Here is a 19600-nt window from a genome sequence, read left to right on the forward strand (position 1 = left end):
CTGGCCTCAGTTCAGGAAATGCGGGAAGAACAGCGACACCTGTGGCACCAGCGCGATCACCGCGAGGACCAGCAGGCAGATTCCCACCAGCGGCAGCGCCTCGCGGATCACCCGGCTCACCGGCTCGCCCGAGATGGCCGAGGCGATGAACAGCAGGATGCCCACCGGCGGGGTCGCCATGCCGATCACCACGTTCAGCACCACCACCGTGCCGAACTGCACCGGGTCCATGCCGATCAGCGCCTGGAACTTTAGCAGAATCGGCATCGTCAGGATGAGGATCGAGATCGGTTCGAGGAACATGCCGAGGATCAGCAGGAAGATATTGAGCAGCAGCAGGATCATCCACGGGTTGTCAGTGAGCGACAGCATCGCGTCGGCGATGAGCTGCGGCACCTGTTCCAGCGTGAAGACGAAAGAGACGATGCTGGCCATCGAGGTGATGAAGAGGATCGAGGTCGAGACCAGCGCAGTGGCGATCAGCGCCTCCCAGACCCGTTGCACGGTGAGGTCGCGATAGACGAAGCCGATGATCAGCGCATAGCCCACCGCCACGGCGGCGGCTTCGGTGGGGGTGAAGATCCCCGCCTTGATGCCCACCAGGATGATCAGCGGCAGGATCAGCGCGGGCAGGGTGCGACGGGTGGCGGCGAGCCGTTCGCGCCCGGTCATCTTGGGCGTGATCGGGAAACCGTCGCGCCTGGCGCGCCAGCTCGCATAGGTCAGCAGCCCGGCGGCGATGCCAATGCCCGGCATGATGCCCGCAAGGAAAAGCTGCCCGATCGAGGCGCCCGAAAGCACGCCGTAGATGATCATGGTGATCGAGGGCGGGATGATCGGCCCCATCACCGAGCTGACGGCGATCAGGGCTGCCGCATAGGCGGGCGGCATGCCCTGTTTCGACATCGACGGGATCAGGATCGACCCGAGCGCCGAGGCCTCGGCTGTGGCGCTGCCCGAGATGCCCGCGAAGAACCCCGAGGACAGGATCGAGACCGAGGACATGCCGCCCCGCCGGTGCCCGACCATGGCGCGGGCGAAGGTGACGATGCGCGTCGTGACGCCGCCCACATTCATCAGCGCGCCCGCCAGCAGGAAGAGCGGGATGGTCAGCAGGACGAACTGGTCGACCCCCGCGATCATCCGCTGCGGCAGCATCAGCGCCATCATGCCGTTGCCGGAAAGGTAGAGATAGGCGGTGCCCGCGATGCCGAGTGCCAGCGCAATGGGCACGCCGGTGGCGAGAAAGCCCGCGAAAATGAGGAAAAAGCTGCTCATGAGGGGTCCGCCGATGTGTTGTCGGCGTCAGGCGCCGTGTCGTCGGTATTGTCGAGGACCTGGCGGCGGAAGCTCACCGCCAGCTCGCCCAGGACATGCAGCGCCAGCAGGGCGAGCCCGACCGTCACGCTGACATAGACCCAGCGGATCGAGAGCCCCAGCGCCTCGCCCGCGATGGCGGTCCAGATGAAATCCAGCGCCGGGATGGTCTGGCGGTCGAAGCGCGAGGCGAAATCCCAGCCATACCATGCCATGATCACCAGAAAGGTCACGATGGGCACAGCCATGACCGCGCGCAGCAGCCAGCGCAGGCGCGGGCTCAGCAGCGAGGGTACGAAATCGAGCGCGACGAACTCGCCCTTGCTGAAGGCAAGGCCCAGCACCAGGAAGGTCTGCCAGATCAGCAGATAGCGGCAAAGCTCCTCGGCCCAGATCAGGCTGCCCCCCAGCACATAGCGCCAGAACACCTGTGTCAGCATGATCGCCACGATCAGCAGCATGCTGAGCCCCGCGAGACTGCGCACGAGCCATACGTAGCCCGCGACGAAACGGGCGAGTGGCCCGGTCCTGTCCTGCATCGGTTTCATCCTTCCGGTGGTGGTGTCCCGCGGCGCTCACGCCGCCACGGGACGGCGGGCTCAGGCGGTGGCGTTGGCCGCCGCGACCAGCTCGGCGATGAGCGGGTCTTTCGCCGACCATTCGGTCGTCAGGTCGGAGACGCGGCTGCGCATCTGGTCGAGCTCGCTCAGCGGCACGATCTCGACGCCCTTGGCGGCCAGCTCGTCGCGGCCTTCGAGATCCTGCGTCCTGGCATAGTCCAGCGTCGCGGTGACCGACCGGCGGCCCGCCTCGGTCACGGCGGCCTTTTCCTCGTCGTTGAGCCCTTCGAAGAAACGCTCCGACATCAGCGTCGCCATGTGCCAGGGGTAGTGCCCGGTGAGGGTGAAGTTCTTGCCGACCTCCCACAGGTTCTCGCCCAGCATCGAGGAGACGTTGATCTCGACCGCGTCGATGACGCCGGTTTCGAGCGCGCCATAGACCTCGCCATAGGGCAGGCCGACCGGCGCGGTGCCGACGGTGTCCCAGATCTGCTGATGCAGCGGCACCGGCACGATGCGGGTCTTGAGCCCGGCGAAATCCTCGATCGTCGTGACCGGCTTGTCGATGGAGAGAAAGTTGCGCTGACCGGTATCGGCGGTGGCAAGACCCACCAGACCTGCCGGGCGCAGATCGTCGAGGATCTTTTGCCCGACCTCGCCAAGCGCCAGCTCGCCGAAATGATCGTAGTCGCGCACGAGGAAGGGCATCTGCCAGGCGTTCATCGCCTGACGGCCGGTGACCAGCGGGATCAGCACGCCCGAGACGGTGACCACGTCCATCAGTCCCGCGACGCCGCCTTCCAGAAGCTGCTTATCGTCGCCGAGCTGGCGGTTGGGGAAGATCTGCACGTCGAAGCCGCCGGGCATCAGCTCTTCCAGCGCCTCGCTGAAGCTGGTGGCCATCTTGTGGCCGGGGTGCACCTCGTTCGCCGCATGGGCAAGGCGCATCCGGCGGCCCGCCGCGCGTGCGACATAAGGCGTGGCAAGCACCGCGCTCATGGCGGCGGCACCTTGCAGCAGGGTTCTTCTGTGAATGGTCATTCTGGGCTCCTCCCTCGGTGACATGGTGACACGGGCCGGCGCGGCGCTCTATCCTCTCGCGCCCGCCGCCCGCGGGGCCGGTCAGGCCGGCATGGGGTAATCGTCCGCGTTCAGCACCCAGCCGGGCTTTGCCGAGAAGTCCTCGCGCGGGGGGCTGAAAATATCCACGAGCAGGTTGCTGCCCGCGCCGGTGGCGCGGGTCGTGTGAATGACGGGCGGCGGGATCACCAGCATCGACGGCGCGCCCATCTCGAGCGCCTTGTCGTCCTTCCAGTCCGCCATGTCGCTGGTCCAGGTCCAGCGCAGATAGTGGGTGAAGGTGCCCGACAGCGCCAGCGAGCCCTGCTCGAAATCGTCATGGTGATGCGGCGACATCTTCGACGGATCGCGCGGCCCCTCGAACGGGGCGAGCACGTTCACCATCAACGTGGTGCAGCGGAAGATCCGGCCAAAGCGGCCCTGCTCAGGCGCCACGTCTAGCGAGTAGTGCCGTACCTTCCAGCCGCCCACGGGATCGGGCCAGCTTTCCAGCGGCGGAATGTGGCTGCGCGGCACGTCATAGCCATGCGCATTGCCGCAGAGCGCCGCGAGATCGTCATTGCGGGTGGTGAAGAGCCGCACGAATTCGCCGCCTTCGGGCAGGGTGACGCTGCTCGCACCGGCTGGCACGAACGCGATGGAATAGCCCGGAACAGCGACGGTCTCGCCGTTCCAGGTGATTTCGGCGCCATGCTTGGGCAGCAGCACGCAATATTCGTCTTTCTGGGCGTCGCGGGCAAAGACCGCGCCCGGCTCTGCCAGGCTGTAGGCGACGAGGAAATTATGCGCGCGATGCAGCCAGGTGCGGCCCGCGTCGTCCGAGATCTGCGGCTCGGTATCGTAGAATGTCCCGGCCTGTTCCTCGGCCACGAGGCCGGTCTGGTTCAGCATGCTCGTCGGCTTTGACGCCGCCAGCGACGCGCGCGGATCGGACTTGTCGTACATCGTCTCCCTTTCCGGCGGCCCCTCCGACCGCCCGTCTCTCACCGTCATCGCCTTCTGCGGCCCGCGCCGCGAAAGCGTCATGCCCATCGGGCAAATCCTCTGCGAAAGCCCAGCCCGGCGATTCCGCGGCCTGTGTGCCGCGCTGCCCCTGAGAGCCTCCGCTTCGACGATATATCCGCTTGTGTTTCTTTCAGCGGTACATCGTTCTCATAAACGGAACATACGGATCTCGCCTCAGCGCTGTCAAGTCCTCCTGTCTCCGAACCTGCCGAAGGCGGCCGGGTGAGGGCGCACACGCCTGCTCCGCTCCGCTTTCGAGAGGAGCGACCGGCGAAACGAGTCAGCGATTTCGGTAGGACAGGCTGCGTCAGCCGAACGGCAGCGCGCCGGAATGGCCCATGAGCACCGAGATCCGGCGGGCTGTGTCGAGTACCGCCGCGATGTGCTCCGGGTCGGGCTCTGCGTCGAGCGATTGCGCCAGATCGACGATTCCCACCGTGCCGCAGGCCGCGCCCGAGGCGTCGAGTATCGGGCTCGCCAGCGTGTTGAGCCCAAGCGCGGCCTGGTTGGGCGCGGTCGCCCAGCCACGGGCGCGGATCTCCGCGAACTCGGCGGCGAGTTGCTCGGGATCGGTGATCGTGTGTTCCGTGTACGCGGTCAGCTCTCCGGTCAGAACGCGCTGTTGGAACGCCTCGGAGGAAAACGCCGCGGCGACCTTGCCCTGGGCGGAGCCGTTGAAGGACAAAAGCGAGCCGACGCGCACGCCGATCTCGATGGGGGAGGGGCCGCGCACGGTGGCGATGACCAGCATTCCCTCGGGCGTCAGCTGCGAGGCCACGGCGGAGCGGCCGATCCGGTCGCGCAGTGCCAGCAGCGAATCGCGAGAAGCGCCGACCAGACCGCTGTTGTCGAGCACGGCCTGGCCCAGCGAGACGAGCTGGTGGCCGATCTCGTAGCGTTCGGAATCCTCGTGCTGGAAGACATAGCCCTGCTGCACCAGCGTTTGCAGATGCCGGTGGATCCGGCTTTTCGACGTGCCCAGAGCGGTGGCGAGGCTGGTCACACCCACGCCTTTGCCGGTGCGGGCCACATGCTCGACGATCTGCATCGTCAGAATGACGGACTGAAGCCCTTCGGCCATTTTTTTATCGCCTTCCGGCATGCCTGCATCCTCCCGGTTCTGGCCGCGTCAAAAGGTTCTACAACCGCTCCGTGCGGCCCTGCAACTGAGGGACCAATCGGCCGCCTGCCGTGGGGGCCAACACTTCGCCGCTTGACACGAGCGCCATCTGAAAAATAATAGAACATAGTTTCGATCAGCGGGACAAGGTGGAATTCACATCGGTCTGGCCCCTGCCGGTGGCCGATCTCCGGTGGCGGGGCGCAGGCCCGGCACAGAGCGAAAGGGAGGCACTACGATGACATCTGCGGACACGCTGGCGCTGGACGAAGAGGCGCGCATTTCCGAGATTCTGCTGGGAGCGGTAGACCCACATGTGCACAGCGGGCCGTCTATCGCGCCCCGCGCGCTGGACCATCTGGACCTGGCGCGGGAGCTGTCGGAGGCCGGATTCTCCGCCGTGGTGACCAAGGATCACGACTATTCCGGCGTCATCTGCGCCGAGATGATCAAATCTCACCATCCCGAGCTGACGACGCAGGTTTTTTCCGGCATCGTGCTAAACAACGTGGTGGGCGGGCTGAACCCCTATGCGGTCGAACACACCGCAGCAATGGGGGGCAAGATCGTCTGGCTGCCGACGCTCGCCGCCGAAAACCACCTCGCCTGGGAAGCGTCGTCCGACTGGTCACACCCGGCCTCCACCCAGAAAATCCGCCCCGCAAGCGCGGTGCCGCTTTTCGACGAGGACGGCGCGATGCTGCCCGAGCTGCTCGACATCCTCGATGTCTGCGCGGCAACCGGGCTGGCGCTCGCAAGCGGCCATATCCATGTCAGCGAGACCAAGAAAGTCTTTGCTGAGGCGAAAAAGCGCGGCGTTGAGCGTCTGATCTTCACCCATCCCGAGGACATCGTCGGCGCCTCGATGGAGGACACGCTGGAGATCGCAAACATGGGCGCGCAGGTCGAGCACTCGCTGGCTTTCTTCGTCGAAGGGTCGAAGTTCCGCAATCGGACCTATGAAGAGCTCAAGGCCTATATCGACCTTGTCGGACCGGAGCGGACGATCCTCTGTTCCGATCTCGGCCAGATGGGCACCATTACCCCGCTTCAGGGTTTCCGCACGGCGGTCGCGGCCTGTCTCGGCCTCGGCTACACGGACAATCAGATCAAGCCGATGGTGTCGGCAAACGCGGCACAGGTGATCGGCTTCGACGGCTGATCGGGCGCGGGGGGCAGGGGACTGCCCCGCGACCGGATCGTATTGAACGGTTTCCATCAGACAACGGACCGCGCACCGGGGCCGGTCGCCCCGTCGCGCGCATGAGAGGACATGGGCATGCAGGACGTATTCATTCTGGGCGCGGCGCGGACGCCGGTCGGCAGCTTTGGCGGCGCGCTCTCGGCATTCGGCCCCGACGAGCTCGGCATCATCGCCGCCACCGAGGCGATCCGCCGGGCGGGTGTGGCAGCGGAGGAGATCGACAACGCGGTCGCCGGGAATGTCATCCCGACAAAACCGCGCGACATGTATCTTGGGCGCGCTATCGGCATCGGCGCCGGGTTGCCCGCCAGCTCGCAGGGCCTGACGCTCAACCGTCTTTGCGGCTCGGGCGCGCAGGCCATCGCTACCGCCGCCGGCATGATCCGCGCGGGCGAAAGCCGCCTCTCGCTCGCCTGCGGCGCCGAAGCCATGAGCCGTGCGCCGTTTTCCATCGACGGCATGCGCGACGGTATCAAGATGGGTGACGCAAACGCGACCGACTGGATGATGGGGGCGCTGACCGATCCCTTCGGCTGCGGCGCCATGGGCGTGACCGCCGAAAACGTGGCCGACCGCCACACTATCAGCCGCGAGGATCAGGACGCCTTCGCCGCCGAAAGCCAGCGCCGCGCGGGTGTGGCGCTGAGCGAGGAGCGCTTTGCCACACAGATCGCCCCGGTGACCGTGAAGACCCGCAAGGGCGAGACCACCGTTGGCGTCGATGAATACCCTCGTCCGGGCACCACCACCGAGCAGCTTGCCGGGCTGCGCCCGGTGTTCCGCAATGGCGGCAGCGTCACCGCCGGGAACGCCAGCGGGATCAATGACGGCGCCGCCGCGCTGGTGCTGGCGGGCGGCGAGGAGGTCTCGGCACGGGGTCTGAAACCCATGGCACGGCTGCTGTCCTGGGGCGTGGCGGGGGTCGCACCGGAGGTCATGGGGCTTGGCCCGGTCGAGGCGGTGCCGCTGGCGCTGTCGCGCGCCGGGCTGAGCCTGAGAGACATCGACGTGATCGAATCCAACGAGGCCTTTGCCGCGCAGGCCATCGCGGTGAACCGGCTTCTGGGGCTCGACCCCGAGAAGGTGAACCCCAACGGCGGCGCCATCGCGCTTGGCCACCCGCTGGGCGCCACCGGCGCGATCCTCACGGTCAAGGCGCTATACGAATTGCAGCGCACCGGCGGGCGCTACGCGCTGGTTACCATGTGCATCGGCGGCGGTCAGGGCATCGCACTGGTACTCGAAGCGCTGGACGCATGAGCAGGGTAGGGAGGACCACACCATGACCGCCACTTTCAGAGACCGTCTCCGCGCCGGAGAGCTTCTGGTCGGCACCTTCGTCAAGACACCATCGCCGCATGTGGTCGAGATTCTCGGCCATGCCGGGCTCGACTTCGCGGTGATCGACCAGGAGCACGCGCCCATCGAGCTGGGACAGATGGACATGCTTGCGCTGGCGGGCCGGGCGGTGGGCCTGCCGCTGCTGTCGCGACGCTGGGGCAAGGGCACCGACTGGATCGCCCCGCTGCTCGATCTGGGGCTCACGGGCGTGATGGTGCCGCATGTGCTGGATGCCGAGGGCGCCGAGGCGGTCTGCGATGCCATCCGTTTCGAGCGCAACAAGCGCGGGCTGTCGCCCTCGCCGCGCGCGGGCAATTACGGTGGCATGAGCATCCGGGCCTATCGCGCGGCCAGCGACGGCACCAGCGTCGCCATGGTCCAGATCGAGGATGAAAGCGCGCTCGACCATCTCGACGCGATTGCCGCCATCGAGGATGTCGATCTGCTCTTTGTCGGGCCGGCGGACCTGTCGCAATCCATGCGTGTGGGTTTTCCCTCGCCCGAGCTGGACGCCGCAATCGAGCGCGTGATCGCCGCCTGCCGTGCCGCCGGACGTGCCGCCGGGCTTTTCGTGGGCGATCCGTCCCAGATCCCGGCATGGCACGAGAAGGGCGTGACGGTGTTTGTCTGCGGGTCCGATCAGGCGCTGTTGCGAAAATCCGCCTCCGCATTGATGAGCGTTGCCCGGGGCTGACGCCTCGTGGATCCGGCGGATCTGGCCCGCCGGATCCGTCTTCCGTTTAGCGATTGCGACGGCCTAGCGGACGTTCAGCTCGCCCACCGGATCCGCCTCTTGCAGCCAGTCGAGCAGCGCCCGTAGCTGACGGTCACGCTTTGCGACCACTTCTTCGGGCGTATCCTTGAACCTGTACCAGCCCGCGCCGTTGATCGCGCCCAAATGGTCCTGCGCTACCAGATCGCGCAGCACCTTGCGGCCCTTGTAGGTCTCGTCGCCGGTCTGCTGGTAGATCGAGTCCGTGACCGCGAGCGCGGTCTTTTTGGATACGATAAGGTCCTCGGTCAGAAGCGGTCCCCAGAGCGCCAGTCGCGGGCCGAGGCTCAGCCGCACCGCATCGTCGATATCCTCGCGGGTGGCCAGCCCCTCATCCATCAGGCGATAGATCTCGGTCAGCATGGCGAACTGAATCTTGTTGACCAGAAAGCCCGGGCGCTCCAGGCAGGCGACGCCCACATGGTCGATGCTCTTCACCATCGCTCGGGCCCAGGCGATCAGTTCCGGCGGCGTGGTCGGGCTGTGGATCAGCTCGACGACCGGTACGATATGGCCGGGTGTGACATAGTGAATGCCAATGACGCGCTCCTTATGCGACAGCCGTTTCGCGATGTCGGAGATCGGAAGGGACGAGGTGTTCGTCGCCAGCACCACGCTGTCCGGACACAGCCGGTCGAGCTCTTCAAACAGCGCCTGCTTGATCTCCAGCGATTCCTGTATCGCCTCATGCACCATGAACGCGCCGTCCACCGCCTCGGGAAGGCTTGCCTGCCGGACGACCCGTTGCAGCAGCGCCTCGACCTGCGCATCGCTTTCGACCAGCCCCGCCGCGATGGGGCGCGCGCGCTGGGAATAGCTGTCGAGCATAGCGGGATTGCTGTCGCAGATGACGACATCATAGCCGTGATGCACGTAAAGGGTCGCGATCACGCAGCCCATGAACCCGGCACCGACAACGCAGATGCGGCCCCCCTCGGGCGGCTGTTTTCCGAACGCGTAATCTGTCATACGGTCTCCTCCTTGACCTGTTGCCCAGGCCGCATCTCTTTGGCGGCGATCATTTCGAATGCCGGAGGTTTCGTGCGGGTTCGGGCGCTGAATTGCACCTTGTTGTCATACGCGGTCCGCGGCGCTGTCTAATATCTATTCATCGACAAAATATACCTAATATCTTATGTGTATGAAGGAGTAGCTTAGGGGTTTCTCCGAATCCTGGTCGGAAATATCTTGATTTCAGTATGATTCGTGTGGCGATTTCGATCTGGAAACTGGTGGGGAGGTGACGTGAAATGAGTCAGGATACGCCTGATGAGCCGTTGGACGCGCTGTCCCCGGATCTGTCGCGATCGCGCAACTTGACGCTGCACAAGCTCAACGTCTTCTGTACCATCGCAAGGTTCAACAGCGTCACCCGCGCGGCTGAGCATCTCAATATTGCCCAGCCGGCCGTGACAGCGCATCTGCGCAGTCTTGAGGACAGCCTCGACGCGCGGCTGGTGCGCAAGGTCGGGCGCAATATCGAGCTGACCGAGGCCGGGCAGCGAACCTATCAGTGGGCGACGGAGGTCATGCAGCGCAGCTCCGAGATGCTGCTCGATCTGGCCGATATCAGGAAAGGCATTTCCGGCAAGACCAAGATCGCCACCTCCATGGTCGCGGGCACCTACAAGCTTTCCGAGATCGTGATCGAGTTCAAAAAGCATCACCCGTCGATGAATATCTCGGTCTCGACGGCAACACCCTTTCTGGCGACCGAGGCGGTGTTGTCGGGGGACTGCGATTTCGGTGTGACGCTGATAGATCCCAGCCGCGACACCTCCCGGCTCGAGATGGAGCTGCTCTGGCGCGAGCCGCTGTTTCTCGTTGCGGCGACCGACAGCAAACTGGTCGGCGATGTCGCTTATATGCATGAAATCGCCACCCTGCCGCTTGTGACGCCGCCCAAGGGGCAGATGGCGCGCGAGCTGATCGAGGAAGCGTTGCGCGCCGTGGGCGTCGTGCGGACGAACAGCGTGCTGGCCTTCGGTCATCCGGAACCGATCCTGAACGCGATTCGCGCCGATATCGGTGCGGGCTTCGTATATCAGAGCGCTTTGCCGCCCGATCCGGAAAAGGAGGGTCTGCGGCTGGTGCGCACGCCGGAAATGAACATCTCGCTGCCGCTGTTCCTGGTTTATGACAAGCAGGCGACGTTCTCTGTCATGCAGACCAAGTTGCTCGACATTATCCGGCAGAGATTTGCCGCATTGGCTCCGGGGGCGATCAGGATGGCCGCGCAGCCAGTGTCGGAGTACTGAGACGGGTGCGACGACCGGTTTGCGCACCCTGCCATGCCGGATGTCACGGCAGGGTGGCGGCGGCGAGGCCGGCGTTGAGAGGGGTGGGAGTGTTCGCCGGTTTCGCCACAGCAGTTGGGGCGGTCAGGAGTCCAGGCTGTATGGAATCTGGACCGGTCCCTTCGTCTTGTTGATCTTGCCGGTGTCGGCGTCATAGTAATTTTGCAGGAAACCACCGACCCGCTGATCGCGGAAGATAACGCCGACGACCGGCTCGTCGCCGGTATGTTCGACGTGAATGTCGTAGGGCCGGACAAAGTCGATATAGCCCGGCTTCACCACATGATCGGAGATCTTCCTCAGATCGGCGTGTTCGTCATCCGCGGCATCGGCGGGCTTTTCGTCGGTGCGTTCGAAGCGGATCACCGTCTCGGTCCCGCGCAGCACGCCGTAGAGTGTCCAGGTATGCGCATGGTCATGGACCGGGGTGCTTTCATGCGGCTTTTTCAGAAGGGAATTCAGAACGAATTTGTAATCGGGATCTTCGTAGAAAAGAAGATTTTCGATATAGCCCTTTTCCGGTTCGTTCCGGAAGGGCCACGCTTTCGAGGCTTCTTTCAGCTCGTCGTCTTTCAGAAGCTCCTGGAGCAGCGGTCTGATTTCTGCAAAGCGTTCCTCCATGTCGTCTACGCGGCCATAAATCTCGCGTACCTTTCCGATAAAAGTCTCAACAGCCGTCAGCATTGCATTCCATCCTTTTCTGAAGAGCGTAAATCCAGAAATTGCGCGCCTTGGCATTCGCTGGCGGGCAACATGACTTAATGGGGTATTGAGCGCGGGTTCTTCTGGCAAGCGCCGCTCCCGAATCCCCAGGGATTTGCATGGATATGAAAATTTTCACGGATTTCGCGCAGGTCTGCGGAGAGGCTCATCGCGGTCCGGGAGCGGGCGCGGTTACGGGTCGGCCGATCCGGAACGGGCACCGTCCCTCCAACCTTTCGGCTGAGAAATGCGCCGCGAAGGGACGCGCGCGACGTCCGCGACGCCCGCGTTCGGCGACCGGGATCGGGCGGGGCCCGCCGGGGCGGATCTGGCGAAAAATAAATACACATATGTGAAATCGTCACCCGCCGCTTTGTTTGACGCAGCGGCGCGCATAGTCTGGAGGTTCGCTGGGGGGAGGACCGGTGATGACACGAAATTCGGTGAAATCCGCCGAACGGGTATTCCAGATTCTGGAGTACTTCGCGCACAAGCGAGAGCCGGCCAGGCTCAGCGATGTGGCGAACAGCCTTGCGCATCCGGTGTCGAGCGTGAGTGCGCTGCTCAAGTGCATGGTCGATCTCGGTTACATGAATTTCGACGACCGGACGCGGCGCTACATGCCCGCGGCGCGTATCGCGCATCTTGGGTCTTGGCTGAATTTCGATGCCTATGAACAGACCTCTGTTCTGGAGGCGATGTATCGGCTTCGCGAGGCGGCGAACGAGTCCGTCGTTCTGGCGACGCCAACGGATATCTATCTGGAATATATTGATACTTTGCACGGTTGGGAGGGTATAAACATTCGCCGGGGCACCCGCCGGCTGTTGGTTCAGTCCGGCACCGGCTGGCTGTTTCTGGCGCGGATGGATCTGGCCGAGGCGCTTGCCATCTATCGACGGACCATTGAGGCCGGCGAGCTGCGGCGCGACGAGTTCACCGAAACCGACTTCCTGAAGAAGCTGCTTGAGCATCGCGAGATGGATATTTCCTTTATACATGCGCGCGAGCTGCTGCGCCCGACCGCGCATTGGGGTGCCGCGATGATCTCGATGATCATTCCCACGCCGCCGGGACACAGGGGGCTGGCGATGGGGGTTCACGGGCTTTCCGAGCGGCTCGAAACCAAGCGCGCGCATGTAAATCAGGTGCTCTATGCCGTCGCGGCGGAGCTTGAGGAGGAGCTGTCACGCGAGGCCGAGAGCAAGGCGGCATCGCCGGCGCTCTGAGCTTTTCTTTGGGCTGAACCGGCCGCTGTTTGCATGTCCGGGTGCCTCTGAAAACGGTGGTTTTCATCGGCGAAATGGCGGCGCCAAAAGCTGCATTGTAGATTACACATATGTGCAAAAATGGAGGCTGGCGTGCTTCGAGTTGACTTGAGAGGGGGCAGGCGGAACCCTTTGGGAGCGAACTTAAGGTCCGGGACAATGTGCTAAAAGATGACTTTCTTTGATATCTAAGGCAGTGGTCAGAGCCGGGAGGACGGTTCGGCGAATACCCAAGGGAGGAGAAAAATGAACAAGGTCTTTAACACGGTTGCGGCCGGTGCACTGGCATTGGCGCTCGTCGCCGGACAGGCCCAGGCCGAAAGCATGCGGGTTCTGGCAAGCTGGGATCAGAGCTTTCCGTCGGTGGGCAAGGTGCTCAACGCCTTCACCGACTATCTCGAAGAGAATGTCGCGGATCTGAAGATGCCCATCTCGGGGCCCGAGACGGTGCCGCCGTTCGAACAGTTCGAACCGGTCTCGCGAGGGCTGTTCGATGTGCTCTTCACCAGCGGCTCGTATCACTACACGACGCTCAGTATGGGCATGGCGCTCGACACGCTCAAGGGCGGGCTCGACGACTGGGACGATGCCGGAATCCTGGCCTATGCCGACGAGGAGTACCAGAAGCTCGGCATGAAGCTGCTGGCGGTGCTGGTCGATCCCGGCGGATATCAAATCGTGCTCAAGGAGCCGCTGACCGGCGACGCGCTGACGGGGCGCAAGATCCGCGGCACGCCCAGCTATCACGCGGCGCTCAACAAGCTCGGCGCGTCGCCGGTCGTGCTTCCCGGCTCGGAGATCTATCCGGCGCTGGAACGCGGCACGATCGACGGCGCGGCCTGGCCGATCATCGGTGCGGTGTCGTTCCGTTGGTTCGAGGTGGCGGACTACATCATGCGGCCGTCTTTCGGTCAAACCGCCTATCTTGTGCTGGTCAATCTCGACACCTGGAACGGTCTTGACGAGGAAACCCGCCAGCAGATCGAGACGGCGGCGCATGCGTTCGAGCCGATGGCATCGGATCTCTTCCGTGAGATCGTCGATAACGAGGTCAACACCATGCAAGAAAACGGCATGCAGGTGACCGAGCTGACCGACGACCAGGCGAGCGCGCTGCAACAGGGCTGGTTCGTCGGTCAGATGGACCTCGCCACGACCACGAGCCCCGACCAAATCGCAAAAATGCGCAGCCTCGCGAGCGAGGCGGATCTCAGCTACTGACCTTTGCGGCCAGAGCGCGAGCAGAGGCGTCCGGGTTCGGGCGCCTCGTTTTCGACCCCGCGAACCGGAGGACTAGATGGGGACGTTCCTAACGCAGGCAGGCCAGTCCCTGCTGAAACTGCATGATGCGCTGTCGAAAGGCGCCTTCATTCTCGGATCCGCAGCGCTGGCCGTCATCGTGGCGAGCTTCGCCTACGAGGTCGTCATGCGGTATTTCTTTAATGCGCCGACACGCTGGGCCAGCGATCTGGTGTCGTTTCTCCTGCTCACTTCGGTATTTCTCGCCGCGCCCTGGCTGACGCGGGAGGGCGGGCATGTCTCGATCACGCTGCTGCCCGACCTGCTGCCGGCGAAATGGGCGCGCCGGGTCATTGCCGCCGGCTTTCTCGTCGCGGCCATTGTCTGCTTTTGGGCCGGGTGGATCGTCTCCGGCGAGGTCCGGATTCTGTTCGAGCGCGGCACCAGGACGCTCAGCGCCGTGTCGGTGCCGAAATGGTGGTTCACCGCGCTGATCCTGTTCGGGTTCATCAACAGCGCGTTTTACTTTCTGCGCCGTGCCTTCGACCCGTACGGCGACGCGACAACGGAAGATACTGGCAATGCCTGAAGGAATTCCCGCCATTTTCATGGGCGTCAGCCTGCTGCTTCTGCTCATGGCGACGGGCATGCCGGTCTTTGTCGCTTTCCTGCTGATCAACCTGATCACAGTGGGGCTGTTCATCGGCCCGGCAGGCTACAGCATGTTCACCAATAGCCTGTTCGAAACCACGACGAGCCAGTCGCTTGTGACGATCCCGCTGTTCATCCTGATGGGTGAGATTCTGTTCCGGAGCAGCGCCGTCGAGGTTTTGTTCCGCGCCATCGACACGTTGGTCGGGCGCGTCCGGGGGCGGCAATATGTGCTCGCGATCGTGCTGGCGACCGTGTTCAGCACGCTCTCCGGCGCCGCGATGGGGGTGGCCGCGATGCTCGGGCGTTCTCTGCTGCCGGGGATGATCGAGCGCGGGTATCACCCGCGATTGTCGGCGGGCACCATCCTTGCGGGGGCCAGTCTGGCACCGCTCATCCCGCCCAGTGTGCTGGTGATCATCATCGGTACGCTTGCGGGCGTGTCGATTGCCGGGCTGCTCGTCGCCGGTATCCTGCCGGGGCTGATGTTTGCAGCGCTGTTCCTTGGCTACATCTTCATCCGGATCTGGCAAAACCCGGACATGGCACCGAAAAACAGCGATGTGGTGCAGGATGTCAGCGCCATGGACGCGTTGCGAGCGGTGCTGAGCCTGATCCCGTTCACCATCATTATCGCCATGGTGATGGGGTTGATCCTCGCCGGCATCGCGACACCGACGGAATCCGCCGCCATGGGGGTGATCGGGTCTCTGGCCACCGCCGCGATCTATCGCAGCCTCAGTTTACGCATGATCTACCAGTCGTTGGGGGCGGCGATGAAGGTTTCGGCGATGATCCTCGTCATCATGGCAAGCTCCAAGCTTTTCAGCCAGTTGCTGGCATTTTCCGGTGGTGCTTCGGCGCTGACGGAATGGGTGGTTGGCACCGAGATGCCACCGTGGCTTCTGCTGGCGCTGATGATGGCGCTGCCTTTCGTCCTGTGCATGTTCGTGGATCAGATCGCGCTCATGCTGATCGTGATCCCGATCTACTTGCCCATCGTGGCGGCGAACGGGTTCGATCCGATCTGGTTCTGGCTGCTGTTTCTGGTGAACATCACCATCGGAGGGCTGACACCCCCGTTCGGCTATGTGCTCTTCGCGCTGAAAAGCACCTGGGCCGAGGGCACGCTGAACGATGTCTATGCGGCCTCCTGGCCCTTCGTGATGCTGTTTCTTCTGGGCATCGTGATCCTGGCGGTCTTTCCCGGTCTCGCAACCTATCTGCCCTCGTTGTTGTAGCGCTTCATCGGGCAGAGATGCCGTATCGATCCCGCTGACCGGGCCGGCGCAGAAAGCTGCGCCGGCCTTCGGTGTCTTTCCGCCATCGGCATGGTGTGAAATCATAAGTAATAAATTATATGTTTTTCAAATCTTCCTATTGGACAATGCGGTGTTTTCGCGGTCGAAATCTGCCGGTGCATTCCGATAAGACCATGCAGTCATGGCCGGATTTCGTCCCGCTCTATTGCTGGGTGGAATGCGTGAGGTAAATACGATTCGGCGGGATTTCACATATATGCAAATGGGGGTCGGTGCCCTTGTATCCGTTGACTTAAAATCTTTGCCGGTAGACATTTTGTCGCAACGGCACGGGGGAGTGCCGTGCGTCAGGGAGGAAAAAGCATGACGAATTTCAGGGATATGAACATACGTTTGGGTGTGTGGCGGTAACCTGCCCGACCATTGGCCCAACTGATCCAAAACCGGGTCGCGGGCCGGATAATTCTTAGAAAATTCAGCGCCGACGCGGCGGGAGATTCAAGGTCTTATAGGCCGTGATTTATTCGCAAACGGGTATGCATTGCCTCAGGCGACGCCCCTCCGCCCTCCGCTTCGGCAGGATCTGATCAAAAAGCTGCGAGTTGCCCGCAAGCCGTCGCCGGTTCGCCGAACGGTGGCCGCTACGGTTTTGCTGTGCCCGCGCGGAGGCGGGCGGAACGAAGGAGATGTTGAATGAAAGTACTGGTGACCGGAGGGCTGGGCGTCAACGGCGCGTTTGTCACGCGGGAGCTTGTGAGCCGTGGCCACGAGGTCGTCGTGGCGGACCGTCAGACCGACATGTCGCTGCTTGGGCCCGTTGCCGGCGAGGTCGAGCTGCGCAATGCCGACATCATGGACCGCGACGCGATGAGCGACCTGTTGGTGAGCCACCGGATCGAGGGGGTCATTCACATGGCCGCGCTGATCTCGGGCCTTCAAGAGGATCCGCTCAGGGGCTTCCTGGTCAACGGGCTTGGCGCGGTGCAGTTAATGGATGCGGCGTTGAAAGCGGGGGTGAAGCGGTTCGTCTACACCAGCTCGCGCGCCGTCTATGGCAATATTACCGGCGAACACGCCTACCCGACCTACAAGCCCGTCGGCGAGGATCACCCGCTCGACGCGAACAGCGTCTATGACGCGACCAAGCTCGCGGGCGAGATGATGGGCCGGAACTTCGCCAAGCTCGGGCTGGAATTCGTCGCCCTGCGTTTCGCGACGATCTACGGCCCCGGCAAGCTGGTGCGGCACGGCCCCATGGGCATCCTGTCGCGGATCATCGAGAACGGCATGCTGGGTGTGCCGCTGGAGATCGCCCAGGGCGGCGAGGAGCGCGACGACATCATCTATGTCGGCGATGTGGGCCGGTCCTGCGTGGCGGCGCTGGAGCATGAAAAGCCCGGCTTCGACGCCTATAACATCTCGTCCGGAACCGGCGTCACGCTTGGCGATTTCGCAGACGCCGCGAAAGCCCAGGTGCCGGGCATTGATTTCAAGATCGGCCCCGGCCTGGATTTCTTCAATGCCGGCGTTCGCTATGCCGGCGTGCTCGACAATTCCCGGGCGAAAACCGATCTGGGATTTGCGCCCAAATACGATCTGAATACCGGGATCGAGGCCTATATCGCGACAATGGACGAATTGGGGCTTTTGCCGACCGCGACGTGATTTCCGAAAGCTGGCCGGGCATTCGGTATTTTCCAAGGGAGGAGAAATAATGCAGCAGGTTCTGAGAGGGGTCTCTCTCAATCAGGAGCAAATGGTATTGGCGATATCCGCCGTGCTTTTCGTTCTGTTTTCCGTTGCGCTCGAAAGCTTTTTTCAGGTCTCGAACCTTCTGTCGCTTTTGCAGAACGTGTCGATCCTTGGCATTCTCGCAATCGGCATGTCGGTGGTGATCATTGGGCGCGGGATCGACCTGACGATGGTGGCGGTCATGGTGTTTTCCGTCGGCTGGAGCTTTTCCATGTATCTGGACGGCATGGCCATCGGCCCGGCGCTGGCGCTCGGCCTGCTGCTGGCGCTGGCGATCGGCGCGGTCAACGGCATCCTGATCGCCTATGTCGAGATCCCGGCGATCTTTGCCACCCTCGCCATGGCCACCGCGATCTCGGGTCTGGGGCGTTTCGCGCTCGTCGATACCGACACGCTCTTCATCACCCAGGATCTGGGGCTGCTGGGGCAGATCGGGTCGGGCCGTCTCGGGGCGGTGGTGCCGATGCCGGTGGTGCTGTTCCTGGTGCTGGCCTGCCTTGCCTATGTCGGGCTGCGCTTCACCCGCTACGGGGCCTTCGTCTACGCCATCGGGGACAACTACATGGCGGCGCGCAACAACGGCATCGCCAACCGTCCGATGACCGTGCTGATGTACACGGTGTCCGCCGCCATCGCCTTTGCGGCGGGGCTGATCATGACGACCACGGTGTCGACGGTGAACACCAAGCTCGCCAACTCGACCATGGTCTACGACATCATCCTCGTGGTGGTGATCGGCGGCATCGGGCTTTCGGGCGGCAAGGGCAGCATCCGCAACGTGCTTTCGGGCACGATCCTGATCGGGCTGCTGCTGAACGGCATGACCATCATGAACATCAGCTATTCGGTCCAGAGCATCATCAAGGCGGTCATCCTGCTGGCGGCGATCATCGTCGACTCGATGCTCAACCCGCGGGACGAACAGACCTCTCAGCAAGGGGACATCTGACGCCGCCATCTCAAAAACATTCCAAGTCTCAAGGGAGGAGAAATCATGGAATTCGGAAAGCTCAAGACGTCACTTGCCCTCGCCACGCTGCTTTGCGGTGCGGTTGGGGTGCAAAGCCCCGCCTTCGCCGAACGGCCGGATGACGGGCTCTACGATCTCTACGAGGCGGCCTTCGAGGGCAAGCGCGTCGCCTTCGTGCCGATCTCTGCCGGCTACGATCTCACGCAGGGCTGGATTGCCGCGCTCGAACGCGATGCCGAGCGGCTGGGATACGAGCTTCAGATCCGCGATCCCAACTGGAACATCGACGCCGGCGCGCAGGCGCTCGAACAGTTCATCGCCGAAGAGCCGGATATCCTGATCTTCCAGAACAACGACATGCACGCCTATACCAAGCTGGTGCAGCGGGCGATGCGCGCCGGCATCAACGTGATCCAGATGAACCTCAAGACGCCGGTCAATTCCGACGCCTTTATCGGCGGCGACTGGTACAAGGTCGGCGCCGATGTCGCCAAGGAGGGCGCGCGCATGTGCGGCGAGGGCACCTCTGGCAAGGTCGCGGTGCTTCAGGGGCCGGTGACCAGCCCGCCCAGCCTGCTCGGCGTCGCGGGGATCGAGGACACGCTGAAGGACTATCCGAATATCACCATCGTCGCCAATCAGGCCGCCGACTGGGACGCCTCCAAGGCGCATTCCATTGCCTCGACGATCATCAAGCAGCACGGCGATCTCTGCGCCTTCATCGGGCTCTGGGACAATCAGGATATCGGCGCTGCGGCGGCGGTGCGCGAGGCCGGGCTTCAGGGCAAGATCAAGGTGGTGACCGAAGGCGGCGGCAACCAGAAATCCGGCTGCGACAATATCAGCAACGGTATGTTCGCCTCTTACGTGAAGGTAGACACGCGCGATCAGGCCAAACAGCTCGCCTCTGTCGTCGAGACGCTGCTGCAAACCGATCCCGAGCCGGGTTCTGCGCCTTTCGGGCTCTATACCGCCAACACGCTTCTCACCCCGGAAACGGTAACGGCGACCTCCTGCTGGACGGTCGATCAGATCCAGGCCGGCAACTGATCTCCCCACC

The 19600-nt window shown here is 63.3% G+C and carries 18 protein-coding genes; 11 read left to right on the forward strand and 7 right to left on the reverse strand.

Features of this window, described 5'->3' with window-relative positions; genetic code table 11:
• Positions 1-6 precede the first annotated feature (6 nt).
• From I6N89_RS16475 to I6N89_RS16495, 5 genes are all read right to left on the reverse strand, one after another.
• Positions 7-1278, reverse strand: a complete 1272-nt coding sequence (locus tag I6N89_RS16475) for a TRAP transporter large permease (RefSeq protein WP_207019514.1) — start codon at positions 1276-1278, stop codon at positions 7-9.
• Positions 1275-1856, reverse strand: a complete 582-nt coding sequence (locus I6N89_RS16480) for a TRAP transporter small permease (protein ID WP_207019515.1) — start codon at positions 1854-1856, stop codon at positions 1275-1277. The genes I6N89_RS16475 and I6N89_RS16480 overlap by 4 nt, the downstream gene beginning before the upstream one ends.
• A 60-nt stretch (positions 1857-1916) precedes the next feature.
• Positions 1917-2918: a TRAP transporter substrate-binding protein gene (locus I6N89_RS16485; protein WP_207019518.1), complete on the reverse strand. Its 1002-nt coding sequence runs from the start codon at positions 2916-2918 to the stop codon at positions 1917-1919.
• 81 nt (positions 2919-2999) lie between these two features.
• Complete coding sequence (locus I6N89_RS16490) at positions 3000-3989, reverse strand: hypothetical protein (RefSeq protein WP_236016679.1); 990 nt, start codon at positions 3987-3989, stop codon at positions 3000-3002.
• 280 nt (positions 3990-4269) lie between these two features.
• Positions 4270-5043, reverse strand: coding sequence for an IclR family transcriptional regulator (locus I6N89_RS16495; RefSeq protein ID WP_207019520.1), 774 nt, complete (start codon positions 5041-5043; stop codon positions 4270-4272).
• Positions 5044-5320: 277 nt separating this feature from the next.
• Here I6N89_RS16495 and I6N89_RS16500 point away from each other — a divergent pair, with 277 nt between their 5' ends.
• The 3 genes from I6N89_RS16500 (at position 5321) to I6N89_RS16510 (ending at position 8321) form a co-directional block, all read left to right on the forward strand.
• Positions 5321-6244 (forward strand): DUF6282 family protein, encoded by a 924-nt coding sequence (locus tag I6N89_RS16500; RefSeq protein WP_207019522.1) that lies wholly within the window; start codon positions 5321-5323, stop codon positions 6242-6244.
• Positions 6245-6361: 117 nt separating this feature from the next.
• A complete protein-coding gene (locus I6N89_RS16505) occupies positions 6362-7546 on the forward strand; it encodes an acetyl-CoA C-acyltransferase (RefSeq protein WP_207019524.1) in 1185 nt (394 codons plus the stop codon).
• 22 nt (positions 7547-7568) lie between these two features.
• Positions 7569-8321 (forward strand): HpcH/HpaI aldolase family protein, encoded by a 753-nt coding sequence (locus I6N89_RS16510; RefSeq protein ID WP_207019526.1) that lies wholly within the window; start codon positions 7569-7571, stop codon positions 8319-8321.
• Positions 8322-8384: 63 nt separating this feature from the next.
• Here the strand turns inward: I6N89_RS16510 and I6N89_RS16515 are convergent, their stop codons facing one another.
• A complete protein-coding gene (locus I6N89_RS16515) occupies positions 8385-9368 on the reverse strand; it encodes a 3-hydroxyacyl-CoA dehydrogenase family protein (protein WP_207019528.1) in 984 nt (327 codons plus the stop codon).
• A 281-nt stretch (positions 9369-9649) separates the two neighbouring features.
• Here I6N89_RS16515 and I6N89_RS16520 point away from each other — a divergent pair, with 281 nt between their 5' ends.
• On the forward strand, positions 9650-10657 hold the full coding sequence (locus tag I6N89_RS16520; protein ID WP_236016680.1) for a LysR family transcriptional regulator: 1008 nt from the start codon (positions 9650-9652) through the stop codon (positions 10655-10657).
• A 123-nt stretch (positions 10658-10780) separates the two neighbouring features.
• Here the strand turns inward: I6N89_RS16520 and I6N89_RS16525 are convergent, their stop codons facing one another.
• Positions 10781-11380: a hypothetical protein gene (locus I6N89_RS16525; protein WP_207019530.1), complete on the reverse strand. Its 600-nt coding sequence runs from the start codon at positions 11378-11380 to the stop codon at positions 10781-10783.
• Positions 11381-11826: 446 nt separating this feature from the next.
• Here I6N89_RS16525 and I6N89_RS16530 point away from each other — a divergent pair, with 446 nt between their 5' ends.
• The 7 genes from I6N89_RS16530 to I6N89_RS16560 all read left to right on the forward strand — a co-directional run bounded on the left by I6N89_RS16530 (position 11827) and on the right by I6N89_RS16560 (position 19590).
• Positions 11827-12627: an IclR family transcriptional regulator gene (locus tag I6N89_RS16530; RefSeq protein ID WP_207019534.1), complete on the forward strand. Its 801-nt coding sequence runs from the start codon at positions 11827-11829 to the stop codon at positions 12625-12627.
• Positions 12628-12912: 285 nt separating this feature from the next.
• Complete coding sequence (gene dctP / locus I6N89_RS16535; protein ID WP_207019535.1) at positions 12913-13887, forward strand: TRAP transporter substrate-binding protein DctP; 975 nt, start codon at positions 12913-12915, stop codon at positions 13885-13887.
• 76 nt (positions 13888-13963) lie between these two features.
• On the forward strand, positions 13964-14494 hold the full coding sequence (locus I6N89_RS16540) for a TRAP transporter small permease (RefSeq protein WP_207019537.1): 531 nt from the start codon (positions 13964-13966) through the stop codon (positions 14492-14494).
• On the forward strand, positions 14487-15797 hold the full coding sequence (locus I6N89_RS16545) for a TRAP transporter large permease (RefSeq protein ID WP_207019539.1): 1311 nt from the start codon (positions 14487-14489) through the stop codon (positions 15795-15797). The genes I6N89_RS16540 and I6N89_RS16545 overlap by 8 nt, the downstream gene beginning before the upstream one ends.
• A gap of 714 nt (positions 15798-16511) precedes the next feature.
• A complete protein-coding gene (locus tag I6N89_RS16550; RefSeq protein ID WP_207019540.1) occupies positions 16512-17483 on the forward strand; it encodes an NAD-dependent epimerase/dehydratase family protein in 972 nt (323 codons plus the stop codon).
• A 91-nt stretch (positions 17484-17574) separates the two neighbouring features.
• Positions 17575-18519 carry an ABC transporter permease gene (locus tag I6N89_RS16555; protein WP_236016689.1) on the forward strand — a complete coding sequence of 315 codons (945 nt, stop codon included), beginning with the start codon at positions 17575-17577 and terminating at the stop codon, positions 18517-18519.
• A gap of 45 nt (positions 18520-18564) precedes the next feature.
• On the forward strand, positions 18565-19590 hold the full coding sequence (locus I6N89_RS16560; RefSeq protein ID WP_207019545.1) for a sugar ABC transporter substrate-binding protein: 1026 nt from the start codon (positions 18565-18567) through the stop codon (positions 19588-19590).
• The last annotated feature ends 10 nt before the right edge of the window (positions 19591-19600 follow it).

The sequence above is a fragment of the Salipiger abyssi genome, assembly GCF_017311415.1.
Classification (GTDB): domain Bacteria; phylum Pseudomonadota; class Alphaproteobacteria; order Rhodobacterales; family Rhodobacteraceae; genus Salipiger; species Salipiger abyssi_A.

What these genes read in the sequence shown, in the direction of transcription:
- I6N89_RS16475 (WP_207019514.1), bottom strand. Translation starts at nt 1,278, where the DNA reads ATGAGCAGCTTTTTCCTCATTTTCGCGGGCTTTCTCGCCACCGGCGTG.
- I6N89_RS16480 (WP_207019515.1), bottom strand. Translation starts at nt 1,856, where the DNA reads ATGCAGGACAGGACCGGGCCACTCGCCCGTTTCGTCGCGGGCTACGTA.
- I6N89_RS16485 (WP_207019518.1), bottom strand. Translation starts at nt 2,918, where the DNA reads ATGACCATTCACAGAAGAACCCTGCTGCAAGGTGCCGCCGCCATGAGC.
- I6N89_RS16490 (WP_236016679.1), bottom strand. Translation starts at nt 3,989, where the DNA reads ATGGGCATGACGCTTTCGCGGCGCGGGCCGCAGAAGGCGATGACGGTG.
- I6N89_RS16495 (WP_207019520.1), bottom strand. Translation starts at nt 5,043, where the DNA reads ATGGCCGAAGGGCTTCAGTCCGTCATTCTGACGATGCAGATCGTCGAG.
- I6N89_RS16500 (WP_207019522.1), top strand. Translation starts at nt 5,321, where the DNA reads ATGACATCTGCGGACACGCTGGCGCTGGACGAAGAGGCGCGCATTTCC.
- I6N89_RS16505 (WP_207019524.1), top strand. Translation starts at nt 6,362, where the DNA reads ATGCAGGACGTATTCATTCTGGGCGCGGCGCGGACGCCGGTCGGCAGC.
- I6N89_RS16510 (WP_207019526.1), top strand. Translation starts at nt 7,569, where the DNA reads ATGACCGCCACTTTCAGAGACCGTCTCCGCGCCGGAGAGCTTCTGGTC.
- I6N89_RS16515 (WP_207019528.1), bottom strand. Translation starts at nt 9,368, where the DNA reads ATGACAGATTACGCGTTCGGAAAACAGCCGCCCGAGGGGGGCCGCATC.
- I6N89_RS16520 (WP_236016680.1), top strand. Translation starts at nt 9,650, where the DNA reads ATGAGTCAGGATACGCCTGATGAGCCGTTGGACGCGCTGTCCCCGGAT.
- I6N89_RS16525 (WP_207019530.1), bottom strand. Translation starts at nt 11,380, where the DNA reads ATGCTGACGGCTGTTGAGACTTTTATCGGAAAGGTACGCGAGATTTAT.
- I6N89_RS16530 (WP_207019534.1), top strand. Translation starts at nt 11,827, where the DNA reads ATGACACGAAATTCGGTGAAATCCGCCGAACGGGTATTCCAGATTCTG.
- dctP (WP_207019535.1), top strand. Translation starts at nt 12,913, where the DNA reads ATGAACAAGGTCTTTAACACGGTTGCGGCCGGTGCACTGGCATTGGCG.
- I6N89_RS16540 (WP_207019537.1), top strand. Translation starts at nt 13,964, where the DNA reads ATGGGGACGTTCCTAACGCAGGCAGGCCAGTCCCTGCTGAAACTGCAT.
- I6N89_RS16545 (WP_207019539.1), top strand. Translation starts at nt 14,487, where the DNA reads ATGCCTGAAGGAATTCCCGCCATTTTCATGGGCGTCAGCCTGCTGCTT.
- I6N89_RS16550 (WP_207019540.1), top strand. Translation starts at nt 16,512, where the DNA reads ATGAAAGTACTGGTGACCGGAGGGCTGGGCGTCAACGGCGCGTTTGTC.
- I6N89_RS16555 (WP_236016689.1), top strand. Translation starts at nt 17,575, where the DNA reads ATGGTATTGGCGATATCCGCCGTGCTTTTCGTTCTGTTTTCCGTTGCG.
- I6N89_RS16560 (WP_207019545.1), top strand. Translation starts at nt 18,565, where the DNA reads ATGGAATTCGGAAAGCTCAAGACGTCACTTGCCCTCGCCACGCTGCTT.